The 15,679-nt window shown below is 67.3% G+C and carries 15 protein-coding genes; 2 read left to right on the top strand and 13 right to left on the bottom strand.

Annotated features, from left to right (window positions below; genetic code table 11):
• Positions 1-126: 126 nt before the first annotated feature.
• From miaB to HNP52_RS00965, 10 genes are all read right to left on the bottom strand, one after another.
• Complete coding sequence (gene miaB / locus HNP52_RS01010) at positions 127-1,461, bottom strand: tRNA (N6-isopentenyl adenosine(37)-C2)-methylthiotransferase MiaB (RefSeq protein ID WP_184161230.1); 1,335 nt, start codon at positions 1,459-1,461, stop codon at positions 127-129.
• Positions 1,462-1,617: 156 nt separating this feature from the next.
• The gene (locus HNP52_RS01005) at positions 1,618-2,442 is read right to left on the bottom strand and encodes a 1-acyl-sn-glycerol-3-phosphate acyltransferase (RefSeq protein ID WP_184164862.1); all 825 of its coding nucleotides are present in this window, start codon (positions 2,440-2,442) and stop codon (positions 1,618-1,620) included.
• Between the two features lie 58 nt (positions 2,443-2,500).
• A complete protein-coding gene (locus HNP52_RS01000; RefSeq protein ID WP_184161227.1) occupies positions 2,501-2,923 on the bottom strand; it encodes a Fur family transcriptional regulator in 423 nt (140 codons plus the stop codon).
• Between the two features lie 126 nt (positions 2,924-3,049).
• Positions 3,050-3,463, bottom strand: a complete 414-nt coding sequence (locus HNP52_RS00995) for a MucR family transcriptional regulator (protein WP_184161223.1) — start codon at positions 3,461-3,463, stop codon at positions 3,050-3,052.
• A gap of 108 nt (positions 3,464-3,571) precedes the next feature.
• Positions 3,572-4,057, bottom strand: coding sequence for a GNAT family N-acetyltransferase (locus HNP52_RS00990; RefSeq protein ID WP_184161219.1), 486 nt, complete (start codon positions 4,055-4,057; stop codon positions 3,572-3,574).
• Positions 4,054-4,698 (bottom strand): tRNA (adenosine(37)-N6)-threonylcarbamoyltransferase complex dimerization subunit type 1 TsaB, encoded by a 645-nt coding sequence (gene tsaB, locus HNP52_RS00985; RefSeq protein ID WP_311768421.1) that lies wholly within the window; start codon positions 4,696-4,698, stop codon positions 4,054-4,056. The genes HNP52_RS00990 and tsaB overlap by 4 nt, the downstream gene beginning before the upstream one ends.
• Complete coding sequence (locus tag HNP52_RS00980) at positions 4,685-5,278, bottom strand: malonic semialdehyde reductase (RefSeq protein ID WP_184161213.1); 594 nt, start codon at positions 5,276-5,278, stop codon at positions 4,685-4,687. Before HNP52_RS00980 ends, tsaB begins: the two co-directional genes overlap by 14 nt.
• A gap of 29 nt (positions 5,279-5,307) precedes the next feature.
• Positions 5,308-5,880, bottom strand: coding sequence for a NifU family protein (locus HNP52_RS00975; RefSeq protein ID WP_184161209.1), 573 nt, complete (start codon positions 5,878-5,880; stop codon positions 5,308-5,310).
• A gap of 72 nt (positions 5,881-5,952) precedes the next feature.
• The gene (locus tag HNP52_RS00970) at positions 5,953-6,228 is read right to left on the bottom strand and encodes a hypothetical protein (RefSeq protein WP_260395853.1); all 276 of its coding nucleotides are present in this window, start codon (positions 6,226-6,228) and stop codon (positions 5,953-5,955) included.
• Positions 6,229-6,277: 49 nt separating this feature from the next.
• Complete coding sequence (locus HNP52_RS00965) at positions 6,278-7,108, bottom strand: aspartyl/asparaginyl beta-hydroxylase domain-containing protein (protein WP_260395852.1); 831 nt, start codon at positions 7,106-7,108, stop codon at positions 6,278-6,280.
• Between the two features lie 248 nt (positions 7,109-7,356).
• On the opposite strand from HNP52_RS00965, the gene HNP52_RS00960 reads away from it, so the two are divergent.
• Positions 7,357-10,251 carry a pitrilysin family protein gene (locus HNP52_RS00960; protein ID WP_184161206.1) on the top strand — a complete coding sequence of 965 codons (2,895 nt, stop codon included), beginning with the start codon at positions 7,357-7,359 and terminating at the stop codon, positions 10,249-10,251.
• A gap of 172 nt (positions 10,252-10,423) precedes the next feature.
• Here the strand turns inward: HNP52_RS00960 and HNP52_RS00955 are convergent, their stop codons facing one another.
• Complete coding sequence (locus HNP52_RS00955; protein ID WP_184161203.1) at positions 10,424-12,241, bottom strand: long-chain fatty acid--CoA ligase; 1,818 nt, start codon at positions 12,239-12,241, stop codon at positions 10,424-10,426.
• 42 nt (positions 12,242-12,283) lie between these two features.
• The gene (gene ggt, locus HNP52_RS00950) at positions 12,284-14,002 is read right to left on the bottom strand and encodes a gamma-glutamyltransferase (RefSeq protein ID WP_184161200.1); all 1,719 of its coding nucleotides are present in this window, start codon (positions 14,000-14,002) and stop codon (positions 12,284-12,286) included.
• A 130-nt stretch (positions 14,003-14,132) separates the two neighbouring features.
• On the opposite strand from ggt, the gene HNP52_RS00945 reads away from it, so the two are divergent.
• Positions 14,133-14,705: an HdeD family acid-resistance protein gene (locus HNP52_RS00945; RefSeq protein WP_184161198.1), complete on the top strand. Its 573-nt coding sequence runs from the start codon at positions 14,133-14,135 to the stop codon at positions 14,703-14,705.
• Here the strand turns inward: HNP52_RS00945 and HNP52_RS00940 are convergent.
• Complete coding sequence (locus tag HNP52_RS00940; protein WP_184161195.1) at positions 14,702-15,676, bottom strand: quinone-dependent dihydroorotate dehydrogenase; 975 nt, start codon at positions 15,674-15,676, stop codon at positions 14,702-14,704. The genes HNP52_RS00945 and HNP52_RS00940 overlap by 4 nt on opposite strands.
• Positions 15,677-15,679 lie beyond the last annotated feature (3 nt).

Below are 15,679 nucleotides of genomic sequence, written 5' to 3'. Positions count from 1 at the left end.
AAGCTGTTCCCCGGCGAAGGCCGGGGTCCAGTTGCAATGTCGTTCGAGAGGTTCCGGCGCCTTTGATGGTGCACCGGAGCTGGGCCCCGGCCTTCGCCGGGGAACTCAGGTCCCACAAATGCGGGTTCAGGCCGCCGCCTTGACCTTCTCGACGCCGGTCAGCGAATTGCCGAAGCCGCCGGTGATCTCGACCTCGACCATGTCGCCGATCTTCGCGTCTGTGCCCAGGTACACCGACTGGAGCCAGGGGGACTTGCCGAGCATCTGGCCGGGCAGCTTGCCCTGGCGCTCGATCAGCACCGCGCAGGTCCTGCCGATGGTCGCCTGGTTGAAGGCGAGCTGGTCGCGGTTGAGCGCGGCCTGGAGGCGCTGGAGGCGCTCGTCCATCACTTCGGCCGGGATATACTGGTCGCGCAGATCGGCCGCCGGCGTGCCGGGGCGCGGGCTGTACTTGAAGCTGAAGCATTGCGCATAGCCGACGGCGTCGACCAGGCTCAGCGTCTCCTCGAACTCGGCGTCGGTCTCGCCGGGGAAGCCGACGATGAAGTCGCCCGACAGCGCGATGTTGGGGCGGGCTTCGCGGACGCGGTCGAGGATCTTCAGGTAGGAATCGCGGCTGTGGCTGCGGTTCATCGCCTTGAGGATGCGGTCGCTGCCGGCCTGCACCGGCAGGTGGAGGAAGGGCATCAGCTTGCCGACTTCGGCATGGGCGCGGATCAGGCCCTCGCGCATGTCGTTGGGATGGCTGGTGGTGTAGCGGATGCGCTCCAGCCCCGCGATCCGGTCGAGCGCGTGGATCAGGCCGTGGAGACCGGTGCCCGCCTCGTCGTCCCAGGCGTTGACGTTCTGGCCGAGCAGGGTGATCTCGCGCGCGCCGGCATCGACCAGCGCCTTTGCCTCGTCGACCAGCTCGGCGAAGGGGCGGCTGATCTCGGCGCCGCGGGTATAGGGCACCACGCAATAGGTGCAGAACTTGTCGCAGCCTTCCTGCACGGTGAGGAAGGCAGTGGGACCGACCTTGCGGCGCTTGGGCAGCGCGCCGAACTTGCTGTTGGCGGGCATGTCCGTGTCGAGCGCGGAGGTGCCTGCCGCGGCCTTGGCGACCAGTTCGGGGAGGTTGTGATAGGCCTGCGGGCCGACCACGACATCGACCTTGGCGCGGCGGACGATCTCCTCGCCCTCGGCCTGCGCCACGCAGCCGGCGACGGCGATCATCGGCGCGGCGCGATCGGCCGCGGCGGCGTGCTTGCGCAGGCGGCCGATGTCCGAGAACACCTTCTCGGTCGCCTTTTCGCGGATATGGCAGGTGTTGAGCACGATCAGGTCGGCGCCGTCGGCATCGGCCGTGGCGGTCATGCCTTGCGCGGCCATCAGCTCGGCCATGCGCTCGCCGTCATAGACGTTCATCTGGCAGCCGAACGACTTGACGTGGAAGGTCTTGGGATTCTTGGGAGCGTTCATCGGGCGGGCATATACACATTCCTCCCCCGGAGGGGGAGGGGGACCAGCGAAGCTGGTGGAGGGGTATTCTCCACGGGCTTTGTCGCTTGAGGCGCGCTACCCCTCCACCACCGCTACGCGGCGGTCCCCCTCCCCCTCCGGGGGAGGATTGAAAGGTCAGGCCCCCGGCTTCGGCTTGTAGCCGATCGGGTCCTCGGCGAAGCGGAAGGTGCGCAAGGGGTGGTCGAGCGTCTTGACCAAAGCTTCCTCGATCCGGCGGCGGCTTTCGGCGGCGATCACCTTGCGGCCCGGGAAGTCGCGCGGGTGGAAGGGCTCGAGAAAATGCACGTCGAGGCGGAAGCTGCCCTTGCGGCTGAGGATGCGCTTCGCATTGTTGAGGCCGGTTTCCTGGCCGATCCAGCAGATGTCGTCGGCCGCGGCGCCGTAATGCAGCATCACCGGCTGGACCATCACGCCGGGCGGCGGCGGCTCGAGCACGCGCAGCATCGGCGTCTTGAACGGGAGCAGCGACTTGCCGTCGGTGGTGGTGCCTTCGGGGAAGACGGTGATCGCCCAGGTCTCGGCCAGCGCATCACGCAGCTCGTTGATCTGCTCGGCGACGCCCAGCCGGTTCTCGCGCTTCACATAGACGGTGCGGTTGAGGCCGGCGAGCCAGCCGACCACCGGGGCGGTCTCGATCTCGGCCTTGGCGATGAAGGCGGTACCGCTGGCGCCGCCCAGCGCGAGGATGTCGATCCAGCTCAGGTGGTTCGATATGTAGAAGACGTCGCGCTTCAGGTGCGTGCCGACGCGGTTGACCCGCGCGCCGCAGATCCGCGCGGCGGTGCCGAGGAAATGGCGCGGCCAGGGGGAGGGCAGGCGGAAGAGGCGGAACAGGTAATGGAGCGGCACGAAGACCAGCAGCGCCAGCACCAGCCCGGCGATGCGCAGGCCCATGCGGCACTTGCCGGCGAGGCTGATTGGCGTGTCGAGCCCTTCCATCGCCTCTTCACGACGACGGGCGGCGCGCTGTTCCCTGGTCTCGCCCGCGGGCGCCACCTCAGTTCTTGCGGTCGAGGGCGACGCCGTAGAGTTCCATCCGGTGATCGACCAGGCGGAAGCCCAGCCGCTCGGCGATCTGCTTCTGCAGCAGCTCGAGCTCCGGATCGACGAACTCGATCACTTCGCCGGTCTCGACGTTGATCAGGTGATCGTGATGGGCTTCGGGCGCCGGCTCGTAGCGGGCGCGGCCATCGCCGAAATCGTGGCGATCGAGGATGCCGGCTTCCTCGAACAGGCGCACGGTGCGATAGACCGTGGCGATCGAGATGCCCGGGTCGATGGCCGAGGCGCGCTCATAGACTTTCTCGACGTCCGGATGGTCCTCCGCATCGGAGAGGACGCGCGCAATCACCTTGCGCTGTTCGGTAATGCGCAGCCCCTTTTCGTGGCAAAGCGCTTCGAGATCGATCTTACGGCCCATGCCCGCGATGTAGCGTGCACCGGCCGAAGTTGGAAGACTGTGGCGGCGAAAAGGCGCGATCGCGAAACGAAAAGGCCGGCCCGGAGCGATCCGGACCGGCCTTTGCCTGTTTCAGATTGTTGCGGCTCAGCGCTTGCGGCGCTTGGTGCCGAGGCCGATCTTCTTCGCCAGGCTGCGGCGCTGTTCGGCATAATTCGGGGCGACCATCGGATAGTCGGCCGGCAGGTTCCACTTGGCGCGGTACTGCTCGGGGGTCATCTGATAGTGCGTCATCAGGTGACGCTTCAACATCTTGAGCTTCTTGCCGTCCTCGAGGCACACGATATAGTCGGGCTTCACCGAGGCGCGAATGGAAACGGCCGGCTCCTGCTTGACTTCCGGCTCGACGGCGGCGCGGCCAAGACCTGCAAGGGCGCCATGCACGTTCGCGATCAGAGTCGGAAGGTCGGAGACCGACACGCTGTTGTTGCTGACATGAGCTGCAACAATATCCGCGGTCAGCGTGACCAGCGTTTCATCAATCTCAGCTTGCGTTTCCATTTTTTTCCTTTCGACCCGGGTAAGACGACTATTAATTGTCGTCTGAGATCGCCCTATCGGACCATTTCGGATCAAACGCAAGACCAAACTTGCATGTTTCCGTAAGTTTCAGGTCAGATCGGCAATATCCCGAGCATAAGTATGTGCGTCAAACAATTGCCCGCCACGCCCACGATAATAATCGCGACGTTCTCCTACCTTTTCGAAGCCTTCGCGACGGTAGAGCTGAACGGCATCGTTTCCTGAGCGAACCTCAAGATGCACGCGTACAGTGTTGCGGCCGCGCGCTTCTTCAATCACGGCACGCAGCAGCGCACCGCCCACGCCGCGCCGCCGGGCGCTCGGGCGGGTGGCGAGCAGCAGCAGCTCGACTTCATCGACCGTCGCGCGGGAGAGGGCGAAGCCGACATCCTCGCCATCGACACTGGCCACCACCAGCCAGACGCCGGGCAGCGAAAGCATGCCCAGGCACTGCGCGCTGGTCCAGGCCTCGCCGAAGCGCGGGTCGAAGGCCTCCTGCATGATGTTGTTGACGCTGTAGAGATCCTGCGAGCCGCCCTCGCGCAGCTCGACGAGGTGCACCGTTCCGCTCATGCTAGGCCCCGCTCGGCGAGCGTCTTGGCATCGGGCGCGCGGCCATAGATCGGTCGCGCGGGCAGGGCGGCAAAGGCGGCGGGGAGCAGCCGGGCATCGGCGGCATTGGGCAGTGTCTCGTGCAGCTCCAGCCCTTCGCCGAGCGCGGCAAGGTGGCGCACGCCGCTGCCGAACGCAGGCAGCGCGCCCAGCGCTTCGCGGGCGGCGGCGGGAACGAGCGAGCGGAACGGCCCGTCTTCCCCAAATGGCTGGGATTGGAACGCCTGCATGAACACCTCACCGTGCCCCCCTTCGAGGATCACGGCAAGCTGTGGCATACCCGCATTGACGGCAAAGCCGGACGCGGCGAGCAGCGCGAGCGACGAATAGCCCTGCACCCCGGCGCCCCAGCCGATCGACAGGCCAAGCGCGGCGGCCAGCCCGACGCGCACGCCGGTGAAGCTGCCCGGGCCGACATCGACCAGGATGCGCGCGGCACGACCCTCGCCCGGCAGCGATGCGATCATCGGTACCAGGCGCTCGGCATGGCCACGGCCCACCACTTCATGGGCCGCGGCTACCAGGGTCGTCCCGTCGAGAAGTGCTACCGAACAGGCGGCGGTCGCGGTCTCGATGACGAGAGTCAGGTCAGAGGAGCTGATTGAACTTCTCGAATTCCGGGCGGGGGAGTCGATCGAAGATGGAGGAGGGGTCGCCATGTCCCAGCGTCGCGATGAAGTTGGACTTCACATTGGGCTGGTCTGCAAAGAACGCTTCGTCAACCTTGGCGTTGTCGAAACCCGACATCGGGCCGGTATCGAAGCCGAGCGCGCGGGCGGCGAGGAGCAGATATGCGCCCTGCAGCGACGAGTTGCGGAACGCCGTGGTGTAGCGGGCTTCCTCGGTCGGGAACCAGTCCTTGGCGGTCGGCGCGTGCGGGAAGAGCCAGGGCAGCTGCTCGTTGAACACCAGGTCCATGCCGATGATCACCGTGGCGGGCGCCTTGCGGATCTTGTCGGCATTGGTGCTGCTGGCGAACTGGGCGAGCTTTTCCTTGGCCTCCGGGGTGGTCACCCAGACGAAGCGCGCGGCCTGGTTGTTGGCCGAGGTCGGGCCCATCTTGGTGAGTTCGTAGATGGCGCGGATATCGGCCTCGGTCACCGGGGCGTCGGTATAGCCGTTATAGGAGCGCGCGGTACGGAAGAGCGTATCCAGCGCCGCATCGTCGAGCGGAGTGGCCATGAAACAGTCCTTTCGGAGAAGATTGGGGCTCAGACGGCCCGGACTTCGGTGACTTCGGGAACGTAATATTTGAGCAGCTGCTCGATGCCGTTCTTGAGCGTGGCGGTCGAGCTGGGGCAGCCCGAACAGGCGCCCTGCATCTGGAGATAGACCTTGCCGGCGTCGAAGCCGCGATAGACGATGTCGCCGCCGTCATTGGCAACGGCCGGGCGCACGCGCGTCTCGATCAGTTCCTTGATCTGCGCAACGATCTCCGCGTCCTCGGGATTGTCGCCGAAATCGGCGCTTTCCGGCGGCACGCTGAAACCGGCAGATGCGGCATGGAACAGCGGCATGTTGGCGGCGAAGTGATCGAGCAGGATGCCGAGGACATCGGGCTTCACGTCACGCCAGTCGCTGCCCGGCGCGATGGTGACCGAGATGAAGTCGCGGCCGAAGAACACGCCGGTCACGTCGCCCAGGGTAAACAGCGCCGCGGCGAGCGGCGAGGCTTCGGCTTCTTCCGGGCTCGCAAAGTCGCGAGTGCCGGCGTCCATCACGGTGCGACCCGCAAGGAACTTGAGCGTCGCCGGATTGGGCGTGGCTTCGGTTTCGATCAGCATGATCGCCATTTGGGCGCTTGGGCGGCGCGGATCAAGCGGAAGGCGGGAAACGAAAGGTTTCCGAGGCTGGGGTCAGGCTTGGGGCTGCTCGTCCTCATGCGTGGTCGCGTCGCTCACGCTCTGGTCATGACCGCTCTTATCGCTGAAGAAGGCGGCGGCAAACAGGCCGCAGCCGAGCAGCGTCGAGATGAACACACCGCCCACCGTTGCCGCGATCGCGGAAGGATAGAGCGCGTCGTAGAGCGAGAGATACCAGAGCGCGCCCGCGACCATCAGTACGCCGGCAAGTGCGATCCAGACGATCATCCGGCGAAATTCAGCCCAGGCCTTGGTTTGATCAGTAGCCATTTCGGCAACTCCTTTTCGGAGGCGCATGTGGGCACGCATTTGCGCGGGATCAATTGGTCGAATTGACCACCCGGTTCCAGCGGATCAGGTTGGCCCGCGCATCCTGGACGAAGGCCGAATGGCGGATCCAGGCGAGGAACCGGTCGACGAACCAGCGGCCCGGCTGGCGCAGCGGCCGGCGGAACTGGATCAGCAGCACGACCCGGGTGCCGCTGGTATCGTTCCACACCTCATGGTCATAGGTATCGTCAAACACTAGGGTCTCGCCCTCGGACCAGCGGACGACGCGGTCGTCGATCCGCATCCGGGCGTCGCCGTCGCGCGGCACGACCAGCCCGAGATGGCAGGTGATCAGCCCCTTGGTGACGCCGCGATGCGCCGGGATATGGGTGCCGGGCGCGAGGATCGAGAAGAAGGCGCTGTTCAGCCCAGGGATCGATTCGACCAGCCGGGTGGTCTCGGGGCAGCGATTCAGATTTTCCTCCACGAAATATCCATATCCGTAGAGAAAGAAGCTGCGCCACTTGTTCGCCGGCGCGATCGCGCGGTGATCGGGGGAGATGTGCGCCAAACTCGGCGCCTGGTGCGGATCGAGCGCCGCGGCGATCGCCTCGGCGCGGATCGCCTGCCAGTTCGCGCGCAGCGCCTGGGTCCAGGCGAAGTCGCGCACGTCGAGCACCGGATTGTTCGAGACCAGCGAGAAGCGCGCGATGAACCGATCGAAGGTGCCGCGCAGATATTTGCCATATTTGATCAGGAAGGGCCGGTCGCGCTCGGCCCGAAGCGGCGAATCGGGCATGATCGCGCCCGACATCACCGTCATATCGGGAATCATCTCCCGGGCTTCGCCGACTTCCACTTCGCCTGCGTCCCGCCACATTGCGCTGCCCCGCGCGCTCGGCTCGACCTTCACTGCACCTGACCTTGCTGACTGACTCGCTGTTACGCTGCCTCTTCGACTCGCGGGACTTGCCCACAGGCTGTTTTCTAGGCGGGCGATGGGTCCAAAACATGGCCCTGACGCGGCGCATGGGGGCGGGTTCGTAACGTAGCCGTGCCGCCTTTTCATACATCCGGGAGCAAGGTTCGCGCTGGCATGCCCGGCGCTTCGCTCCTAGATGGACAGCTATGCACTCTTTCCTGCGTGCGCCTCTCGCGCTCCTCGCCCTTGCCTCGCTCGCTCCGGTGCTGCCGGCCCAGGCCCAGCAGAATACCAATCCCCCGGGCGTGCCCGACACCAAGACGGTGGGGCGGCCGGTCCAGACCGCCAAGGATCCCTGGCTCTACGAGAAGAGCGACCTCGTCCATGACGATGCCTGGAAGTTCGGGCGGCTTTCCAACGGCGTGCGCTATGCGGTGCGCAAGAACGGCGTTCCGCCGGGCCAGGTCTCGGTCCGCGTCCGCATGGATGTCGGCTCGCTGATGGAGCAGGACAGCGAGCGGGGCTTCGCGCACTTGCTCGAGCATCTCTCGTTCCGCGGCTCGGTGCACGTGCCCGACGGCGAATCGAAGCGCATCTGGCAGCGGCTGGGCGTGACCTTCGGCTCGGACTCGAACGCCAGCACCACCTTCACCGCCACCACGTACAAGCTCGACCTGCCGATGGCGACGCCGGCGGGGCTCGATGAGAGCTTCAAGATCCTTGCCGGCATGATGTCCGGCCCGGAGATCACCCAGCCGATCCTCAATTCGGAGCGCCCGGTGGTGCTGGCCGAGCAGCGCGAGCAGCCGGGCCCGCAGGTGCGCCTGCGCGACGCGATGCTCGACCTGATGTTCGCCGGCCAGCCGCTCGCCCAGCGCGACCCGATCGGCACGGTGGAGACGCTGAACGGCGCCACCCCGGCGAGCGTGCAGGCGTTCCATGACCGCTGGTACCGCCCCGAGCGCGCCACGATCATCGCGATCGGCGATGTCGATCCGGCGCTGCTCGAGCAGATGATCGTCAAGCATTTCTCGGACTGGAAGGGCACCGGCCCGGCCGTGCCGAGCCCCGATTTCGGCAAGCCGGTGGCTGGCAAGCCGGTATCCGCCAGCATCGTCGAGCCCGCGCTGCCGGTGCTGACCACGATCACGATCGTCCGCCCCTGGACGGTCGATGGCGACACGGTGATCTTCAACCAGAAGCGGATGATCGATCTGGTCGCGATCCGCATCATCAATCGCCGGCTCGAGACCCGGGCGCGTTCGGGTGGCACCTATATCGCCGCCGGCGCGGACCTGAGCGACCTGGCGCGATCGGCCAACATCACCACGGTGCAGGTGCTGCCGGTCGGCGACGATTGGGAAGCCGCGCTGCGCGACGTGCGCGCGGTGATCGCCGATGCCCAGGCGACCCCGCCGACCCAGGCCGAGATCGACCGCGAAGTCGCCGAGATCGCGTCGTCGATGCAGCAGCGGATCAACACCGCGCCGGTCGACGCGGGCGCCAAGCTCGCCGACGACCTGGCCGAGGCGGTCGACATCAACGAGACGGTGACGACCCCCGAATTCTCCTATGCGATCTTCAAGGGCGCGGTGGACGGCAAGATGTTCACCCCCGCCACCGTGCTCGCCTCGTCGAAGACGGTGTTCCAGGGCACCGCGACCCGCGCGATCGTGAACCTGCACGCGCCCGATCCGGCGATCACCACCAAGGTGGCCTCGGCGCTGGAGGCCAATGTCGCCGGTGCCGGCAAGCGCAAGGTGCTGGGCAATGTCAGCTTCGCGGCGCTGCCCAAGCTCGGCCTGCCGGGCAAGGTGGCGAGCCGCGAGCAGATCCTGCCGGGCACCGGCATCGAGAAGCTCGCCTTTGCCAATGGCGTCACGCTGCTGATGCGCCAGGACCCGTCGGAAACCGGCAAGGTCTATGTGAACGTGCGCTTCGGCGGCGGCCTGTCGAGCCTGCCCAACAAGGGTGCGACTCCGGCCTGGGCCGGCGAGCCGGCGCTCGTCGCCAGCGGCGTCGGCAAGTACGGCCAGGAGGAGCTCGACTATCTGACGGGCAACCGCCAGATCGGCGCCGATTTCGACATCGACGACGATGCCTTCACCCTGCGCGCGCAGACGACCAAGGACGACCTGTCCGACCAGCTCAAGCTGCTCGCCACCAAGCTGTCCGCGCCGGCCTGGGATCCGAACCCGGTCAACCGCGCCAAGGCGGGCATCCTGTCGGGCTATGCCGGCCTCTCGGCTTCGCCGGACGCGGTGATGAGCCGCGACCTGGAACGGCTGCTCCACAATGGCGATCCGCGCTGGGGCGTGCCGTCCAAGGCAGTGATCGAGGCGACCACCCCGGCCAGCTTCCGCAAGTTCTGGGAGCCGTTGCTGGCGACCGGCCCGATCGAAGTCGAGGTGTTCGGCGACATGGATGCCGAGGCGACGGTGAAGGCCGTGGCCGCCACCTTCGGCGCGCTCAAGCCGCGCGTCGCCAGCATGGCGCCGCCGGTGCCGTTCGAGTTCCCCGCGCATGTCGCCACCCCGGTGACGCTGACCCATACCGGCCAGCCCAACCAGGCTGCGGCGGTGATCGCCTGGCCGACCGGCGGCGGCACCGCCAATGGCGGCATCACCGAGAGCCGCAAGCTCGAGGTGCTCGCCGCGATCTTCCGCGACCGGCTGCTCGACCAGCTGCGCAGCCAGGCGGGCGTCAGCTACTCGCCGCAGGTGGCGAGCCAGTGGCCGCTCGGCCTGTCGACCGGCGGCAAGATCATGGCGCTCGGCATGGTGCCGCCGGACAAGGTCGACTTCTTCTTCGAGCTGTCGCGCAAGATCGCGGCCGATCTCGTCGCGAAGCCGGTCGATGCCGACGAGCTCAACCGCGCGCTGACTCCGCTCAAGCAGCAGATCCTGCGCATGTCGTCGGGCAACATGTTCTGGATGCGCCTGGTCGAGGGCGGCACCTATGACCCGGCGCGTATCGCCGCGGTCGAGACGCTGGCCCAGGATTATTCGCGGGTGAGCCCGGCCGATGTGCAGGGGCTGGCGATGAAGTATCTCCGCCCGGACAAGGACTGGACGGTGAAGGTGGTGCCGGAGACGAAGTGAGGCTTCGGCGGCCCGACTGAAATGCGAAAGGCCGGGGTGGAAGCCCCGGCCTTTTTGGTTTCGTCGTCCCGGTTTCCTATCGTCATCCCGGCGAAAGCCGGGATCTCAGGCGAAGGCGCGGGGAAAGAGCCGCACGAGATCCCGGCTTTCGCCGGGATGACGCGTGCGGCGATCAATCCTTCTTCGGATCTTCCAGCGGCGGGGTGTTCGTGCGGTAGAGCGCGTCGAGCCGGTCGCCATAGACTGCCTTCAGGATGTGGCGGCGGATCTTGAGCGAGGGGGTCAGCTGCTCGTTCTCGATCGTGAAGGGCTCGTCGGCGACGATGAACTTGCGGACGCGCTCGATCACCGACAGGTCCTTGTTGACCCGTTCCACCGCCGCGCCGAGCGCCGCCTTGTAGTCGGGATCGTGCGACAGCTCCTTGAAGTCGCACTTGGTGGCGGTGTGCGCGCACCATTCGGCGGTCCATTCGGGATCGGGGACGATCACCGCGGACATGTACGGCTTCTTGTCGCCGGCGATCATCGCCTGGACGATCTCGGGCTGCAGCGTCAGCATGCCCTCGACCTTCTGGGGCGCGACATTGTCGCCCTTGTCGTTGACGATGATGTCCTTCTTGCGATCGGTGATCTTGATGCGGCCCTTCTCGTCGATATGGCCGATGTCGCCGGTATAGAGCCAGCCGTCCTTGAGGACGCGCTTGGTCTCTTCCTCGTTGCGCCAATAGCCGTGCATCACGAGCTCGCCGCGCACCAGGATCTCGCCGTCATCGGCGATGCGCACCTCGACATCGGGCAAGGGCGGGCCGACCGTGTCCATCTTGAGCCCGGCCTTGGGCCGGTTGCACGAGATCACCGGGGCGGCCTCGGTCTGGCCATAGCCCTGGAGGAAGGTGATGCCGAGGCTCTGGAAGAAGATGCCGACTTCCGGATTGAGCGGCGCGCCGCCCGAGACCATCGCCTTGATCCGCCCGCCGAACTTCTTGGCGAGCTTGGGCTTGAGCGTGGCGCCGAGCAGCAGGTTCATCGGCAGGTCGCGGAGCCCCGAATTGCCCGCCGCCTTGCGTCCGCCGATCGCCACGGCCTTGTCGAGCAGGAAATTGGCGAAATTGCCCTGCTTCTCGACCTGCTTGACGATGCGGGTGCGCAGCACCTCGAACAGGCGGGGGACGACGACCATCAGCGTCGGGCGCACTTCCTCGATGTTCGAGGCGAGCTTCTCCAGCCCTTCGGAATAATAGATCTGCGCGCCGAGCCCGATCGGGAAGAACTGGCCGCCGGTATGCTCATAGGCGTGGCTGAGCGGCAGGAAGCTGAGGAACACTTCCTCCTCCCAGCCGAAATCCTCCGAGATGATCGTGCAGCAGCCCTCGACGTTGCACAGGATCGCGCCGTGATGCTGCATCACGCCGCGCGGCGAGCCGCCGGTGCCGCTGGTGTAGATGATGCAGGCCAGGTCCTCGCGCCGCCAGTTGCACGAGACGCCGCGCGGATCGGTGTCGTGCTTGGCGATCAGCGCGCGCCAGTCATGGAATTCCAGGCTGCTCTGCTGCCCGACGCGCAGGTCTTCCAGTCCGATGATCATCCGGGCGGAGGAAGCGCGGATCGCCGCCGGCAGCAGCGTCTTGGCCAGCTTGCCGTTCGAGACGATGATCGCGCAGGCGCCCGAATTCTCGATGATGTGCTGGTGATCGCGCTCGGTATTGGTGGTGTAGGTCGGCACCGTCACGCAGCCCGCGGCCATGATCGCCAGGTCGCTGATGCAGAATTCCGGGCGGTTCTCGGAGACGAGCATCACCCGGTCGCCGCGCTTCAGGCCGAGCGCGGTGAGCGCCGCCGACAGGCTCGCCACCTGCCGCGCGGCTTCCGCCCAGCTGGTCGGCTGCCACTTCCCGCCCGCCTTGTGCCAGAGGAAGGGCGCGTCGCCCTTTTCCCGCGCACGCGCGAAGAACATCTGGACCAGGTTCTCAAACCGTTCGAGCCTACGCATTCCCTCTCCCCATACGGGCACCCCTTTCCGGGGCGTCCCGCCTTATTCCGACGGCCGGTTCGGCTGCGCGCCCACGCGGGTGATAACGGTCGTGTGGCCCTGTTGGTCCATCACGACGCCCTCGCTGCGCGGATCGGCGCCGCCGGTCCAGCGGCCCTTCACCCGCTCGACCGCATTCATCTTGAGCCCGAGCGGGCCCGATTGCACCTTCTCGCCCAACGCCTGCAGCGCCGGGACCATCGCGTCAAGCTGGGTGCCCTTCTCGGCCATCGCCATCATGCCCGGCGCATAGAGCAGGCCAAGGCCGATCGCGTCCTGCGCGGAGAGCTTCCAGTCGACCACGCCGATGATGCCCTTGGCGACCTGGGCGATGATCGTCGAGCCGCCTGCCGCGCCGATCGCCAGGCGGACCTTGCCGTCCGGGCCATAGACGATGGTCGGCGCCATCGAGCTGCGCGGGCGCTTGCCGCCCTCGACCCGGTTGGCGACGAGATAGCCGTCCTTCTCGGGCACGATATCGAAATCGGTCAGCTCGTTGTTGAGCATCGTGCCGTCGACCGACAGGCCCGAGCCGAACGGGCTCTCGATCGTGGTGGTCACCTGGGTGACGTTGCCGGCCTTGTCGACGATCGACAGCGAGGTGGTGCCGTGCACTTCCATGCTCTGCGCCTTGATCCGCTTCGGCGCGCCCACGGGCTTGCCGGCCTCGACCACGGCCATGCTCTTGTCGGGCGAGATCAGCGCCGAGCGGCCGGCAAGGTACTTGCGGTTGAGCAGGCCGGCCAGCGGCACCTGCACATAGTCGGGATCGCCGACATACATGTCGCGGTCGGCATAGGCGAGGCGCGAGCTCTCGGCGAACAGGTGCCAGGCGACGGGATTGTCCTTGCCGAGCTTCGCCATGTCGAAGCGCTCGAGCTGGGCGAGGATCATCAGCACGGTGACGCCGCCCGAGGAGGGCGGGCCCATCGAGCAGATCCTGTAGGCGCGGTAGGTGCCGCAGAGCACCGGGCGGTCCTTGGCGGCATAGGAAGCGAGGTCGCCGGTCGTCATCTTCGACGGGTTGCGCGCGGCGTTGTTGACGGTGGCGACCAGCTTCTCGGCCTGGGGGCCGACATAGAAGCTGTCCGGGCCGAGCTTCGCGACGCGCTCGAGCAATGCCGCCTGTTGCGGGTTGGTGACGCGGGTGCCGGTGGCGATCGGCTTGCCGTCGGCGCCGTAATAGATGGCGCGGGTGCCGACATCGACATGCGGGGCATAGCTGCGCAGCGCGTTGTTGAGGCGGGGCGAGACCTCGAAGCCGTCGCGGGCGAGCCGGATCGCCGGCTGGAACAGGCGGGCCCAGGGCAGCCTGCCGCCGCGGGCATGCGCCAGCGCCATCGCGCGCAGCGTACCGGGCACGCCGACGCTGCGCCCGCCGGGGACCGCGGCGCGGTGGTCGAGCGGCTGGCCGTCCGGGCCGTAGAACCAGCGATTGTCCGCCGCCATGGGTGCCGCCTCGCGCCCGTCGATCGTGCGGATCTTGTTGGTCTTCGCATTGTACTGGAGGAAGAAGGCGCCGCCGCCGATGCCGGCGCTCTGCGGCTCGACCACGTTGAGCGCGAGCATCGTTGCGATCGCCGCGTCGGTGGCGCTGCCGCCTGCGTTGAGGATCTCGGTGCCGGCGGCCGCCGCGCGGGGGTCCGCCGCACTCACCACACCCTGGGCCGAAGCCGCGACGGGCGCGGCAAGGAACGCGAACAGCAGGATCAGCTTCTTCATGGCCCTAGCCGTAGCGGGCTTTGGCCGGGGCGCAAAGACGCTACGGCCAGGGGCAAACGATCGGATGGTTGCGTGGGGGTATAACCGGGCGCAATCTCCCCGCCGTATCGCGGTCAACAGGAGGGTTCGCATGACCACCGCCTCGACATTCGCCTCTCCCTCGCTCCTGCGCGCGCTGGCCAAGCGCTGGTGGCTGTTCACCCTGCGCGGGGTGGCGGGCATCGCCTTCGGCTTCCTCGCGCTGCTCTGGCCGGGGGTGGCGCTGCTCACCCTGGCGATCGTCTGGGGTGCCTATGCGCTGACCGACGGCGTGTTCGCGCTGGCCGCCGCGATGTCGGGCATGCGCAGCGGCGACACGCCGCGCTGGTGGCTGGTGCTGACCGGCCTGGCGGGCATTGCCGCCGGCCTGCTGACCTTCATCTGGCCGGGCGTGACCGTGCAGGTGCTCCTCCTGCTCATCGCCGCCTGGGCGCTGGTCACCGGCGTGATGGAAGTCGCCGGCGCGATCGCGCTGCGCAAGGAGATCCAGGGCGAGATCTTCCTGATCCTCGCCGGCCTCGCCTCGATCGCCTTCGGCATCGCGCTGCTGGCCTGGCCGGTCGCGGGCGCGATCAGCCTGGTGTGGCTGATCGCCTGGGTGTCGATCTTCGCCGGGGCGACCTATGTCGCGCTGTCGCTGCGGCTGAAGAAGCTGGCCGGCTAGGCCAGCGCCGTCGCGATCGCCCGGGCCAGGCCGGGGCCCTTATAGACCAGGGCCGAATAGACCTGGACGAGCGCGGCGCCGGCATCGATGCGGCGCTTCGCTTCGTCCGGGCTGTCGATCCCGCCCGCCGAGATCAGCGGCAGCGCGCCGCCGGCGATCTCCAGCGTCTCGACCAGCTTGGCGCGGGACAGCTCGGTGAGCGGCTTGCCCGACAGGCCGCCCGCTTCCCCGGCATGGGTCGAGCGGAGCGGCGGGCGCGAGATGGTGGTGTTCGAGACGATCAGCGCATCGATATGGTTGTCGACCGCCGCCTGGATCGCGCCCTCCAGTCCGGCGCGATCGAGATCGGGCGCGACCTTGAGGAAGATCGGCGTCTTGCCGCGCGCGGCATGGCTGGCGGCGAGCAGCTCGTCGAGCGCCGGGCGGCTCTGCAGGTCGCGCAGGCCCGGCGTGTTGGGCGAGCTGACATTGATCGTGATGTAATCGGCGAGCGCCGCCGCCTTGCCGACGCCGAGCGCATAATCGGCGACGCGGTCGTCGCTGTCCTTGTTGGCGCCGACATTGATGCCGAGCAGGCCCTTGCGCGGGCCGAGCTTCGCAATCCGCGCAAGTGCCGAGTCGATCCCGCCATTGTTGAAGCCCATGCGGTTGATCACCGCCTCGTCCTCGACCAGCCGGAACAGCCGCGGCTTCGGGTTGCCCGACTGGGGGCGGGGGGTGAGGGTGCCGACTTCGACCGCGCCGAAGCCCAGCGCGAACAGCCCCGGAATCGCCTCGGCATCCTTGTCGAGCCCGGCCGCGAGCCCGATTCGGTTGGGAAAGGTCAATCCTCCCAATTGGATGGGTGATTGCACCATTTCGGATGAGAAAGGCGTGCCGAGCGATCCCCAGAGCGCAAGGGCGCGGATCGCGGCGCGGTGCGCCTTCTCGGCGTCGAGCGCGAACAGCGCGGAGCGGAAGCCATAGGTCATGGG

Source organism: Sphingomonas kyeonggiensis (assembly GCF_014204495.1).
Taxonomy (GTDB): Bacteria; Pseudomonadota; Alphaproteobacteria; order Sphingomonadales; family Sphingomonadaceae; genus Sphingomonas; species Sphingomonas kyeonggiensis_A.
This window is presented reverse-complemented; position numbering and strand designations above follow the sequence as displayed.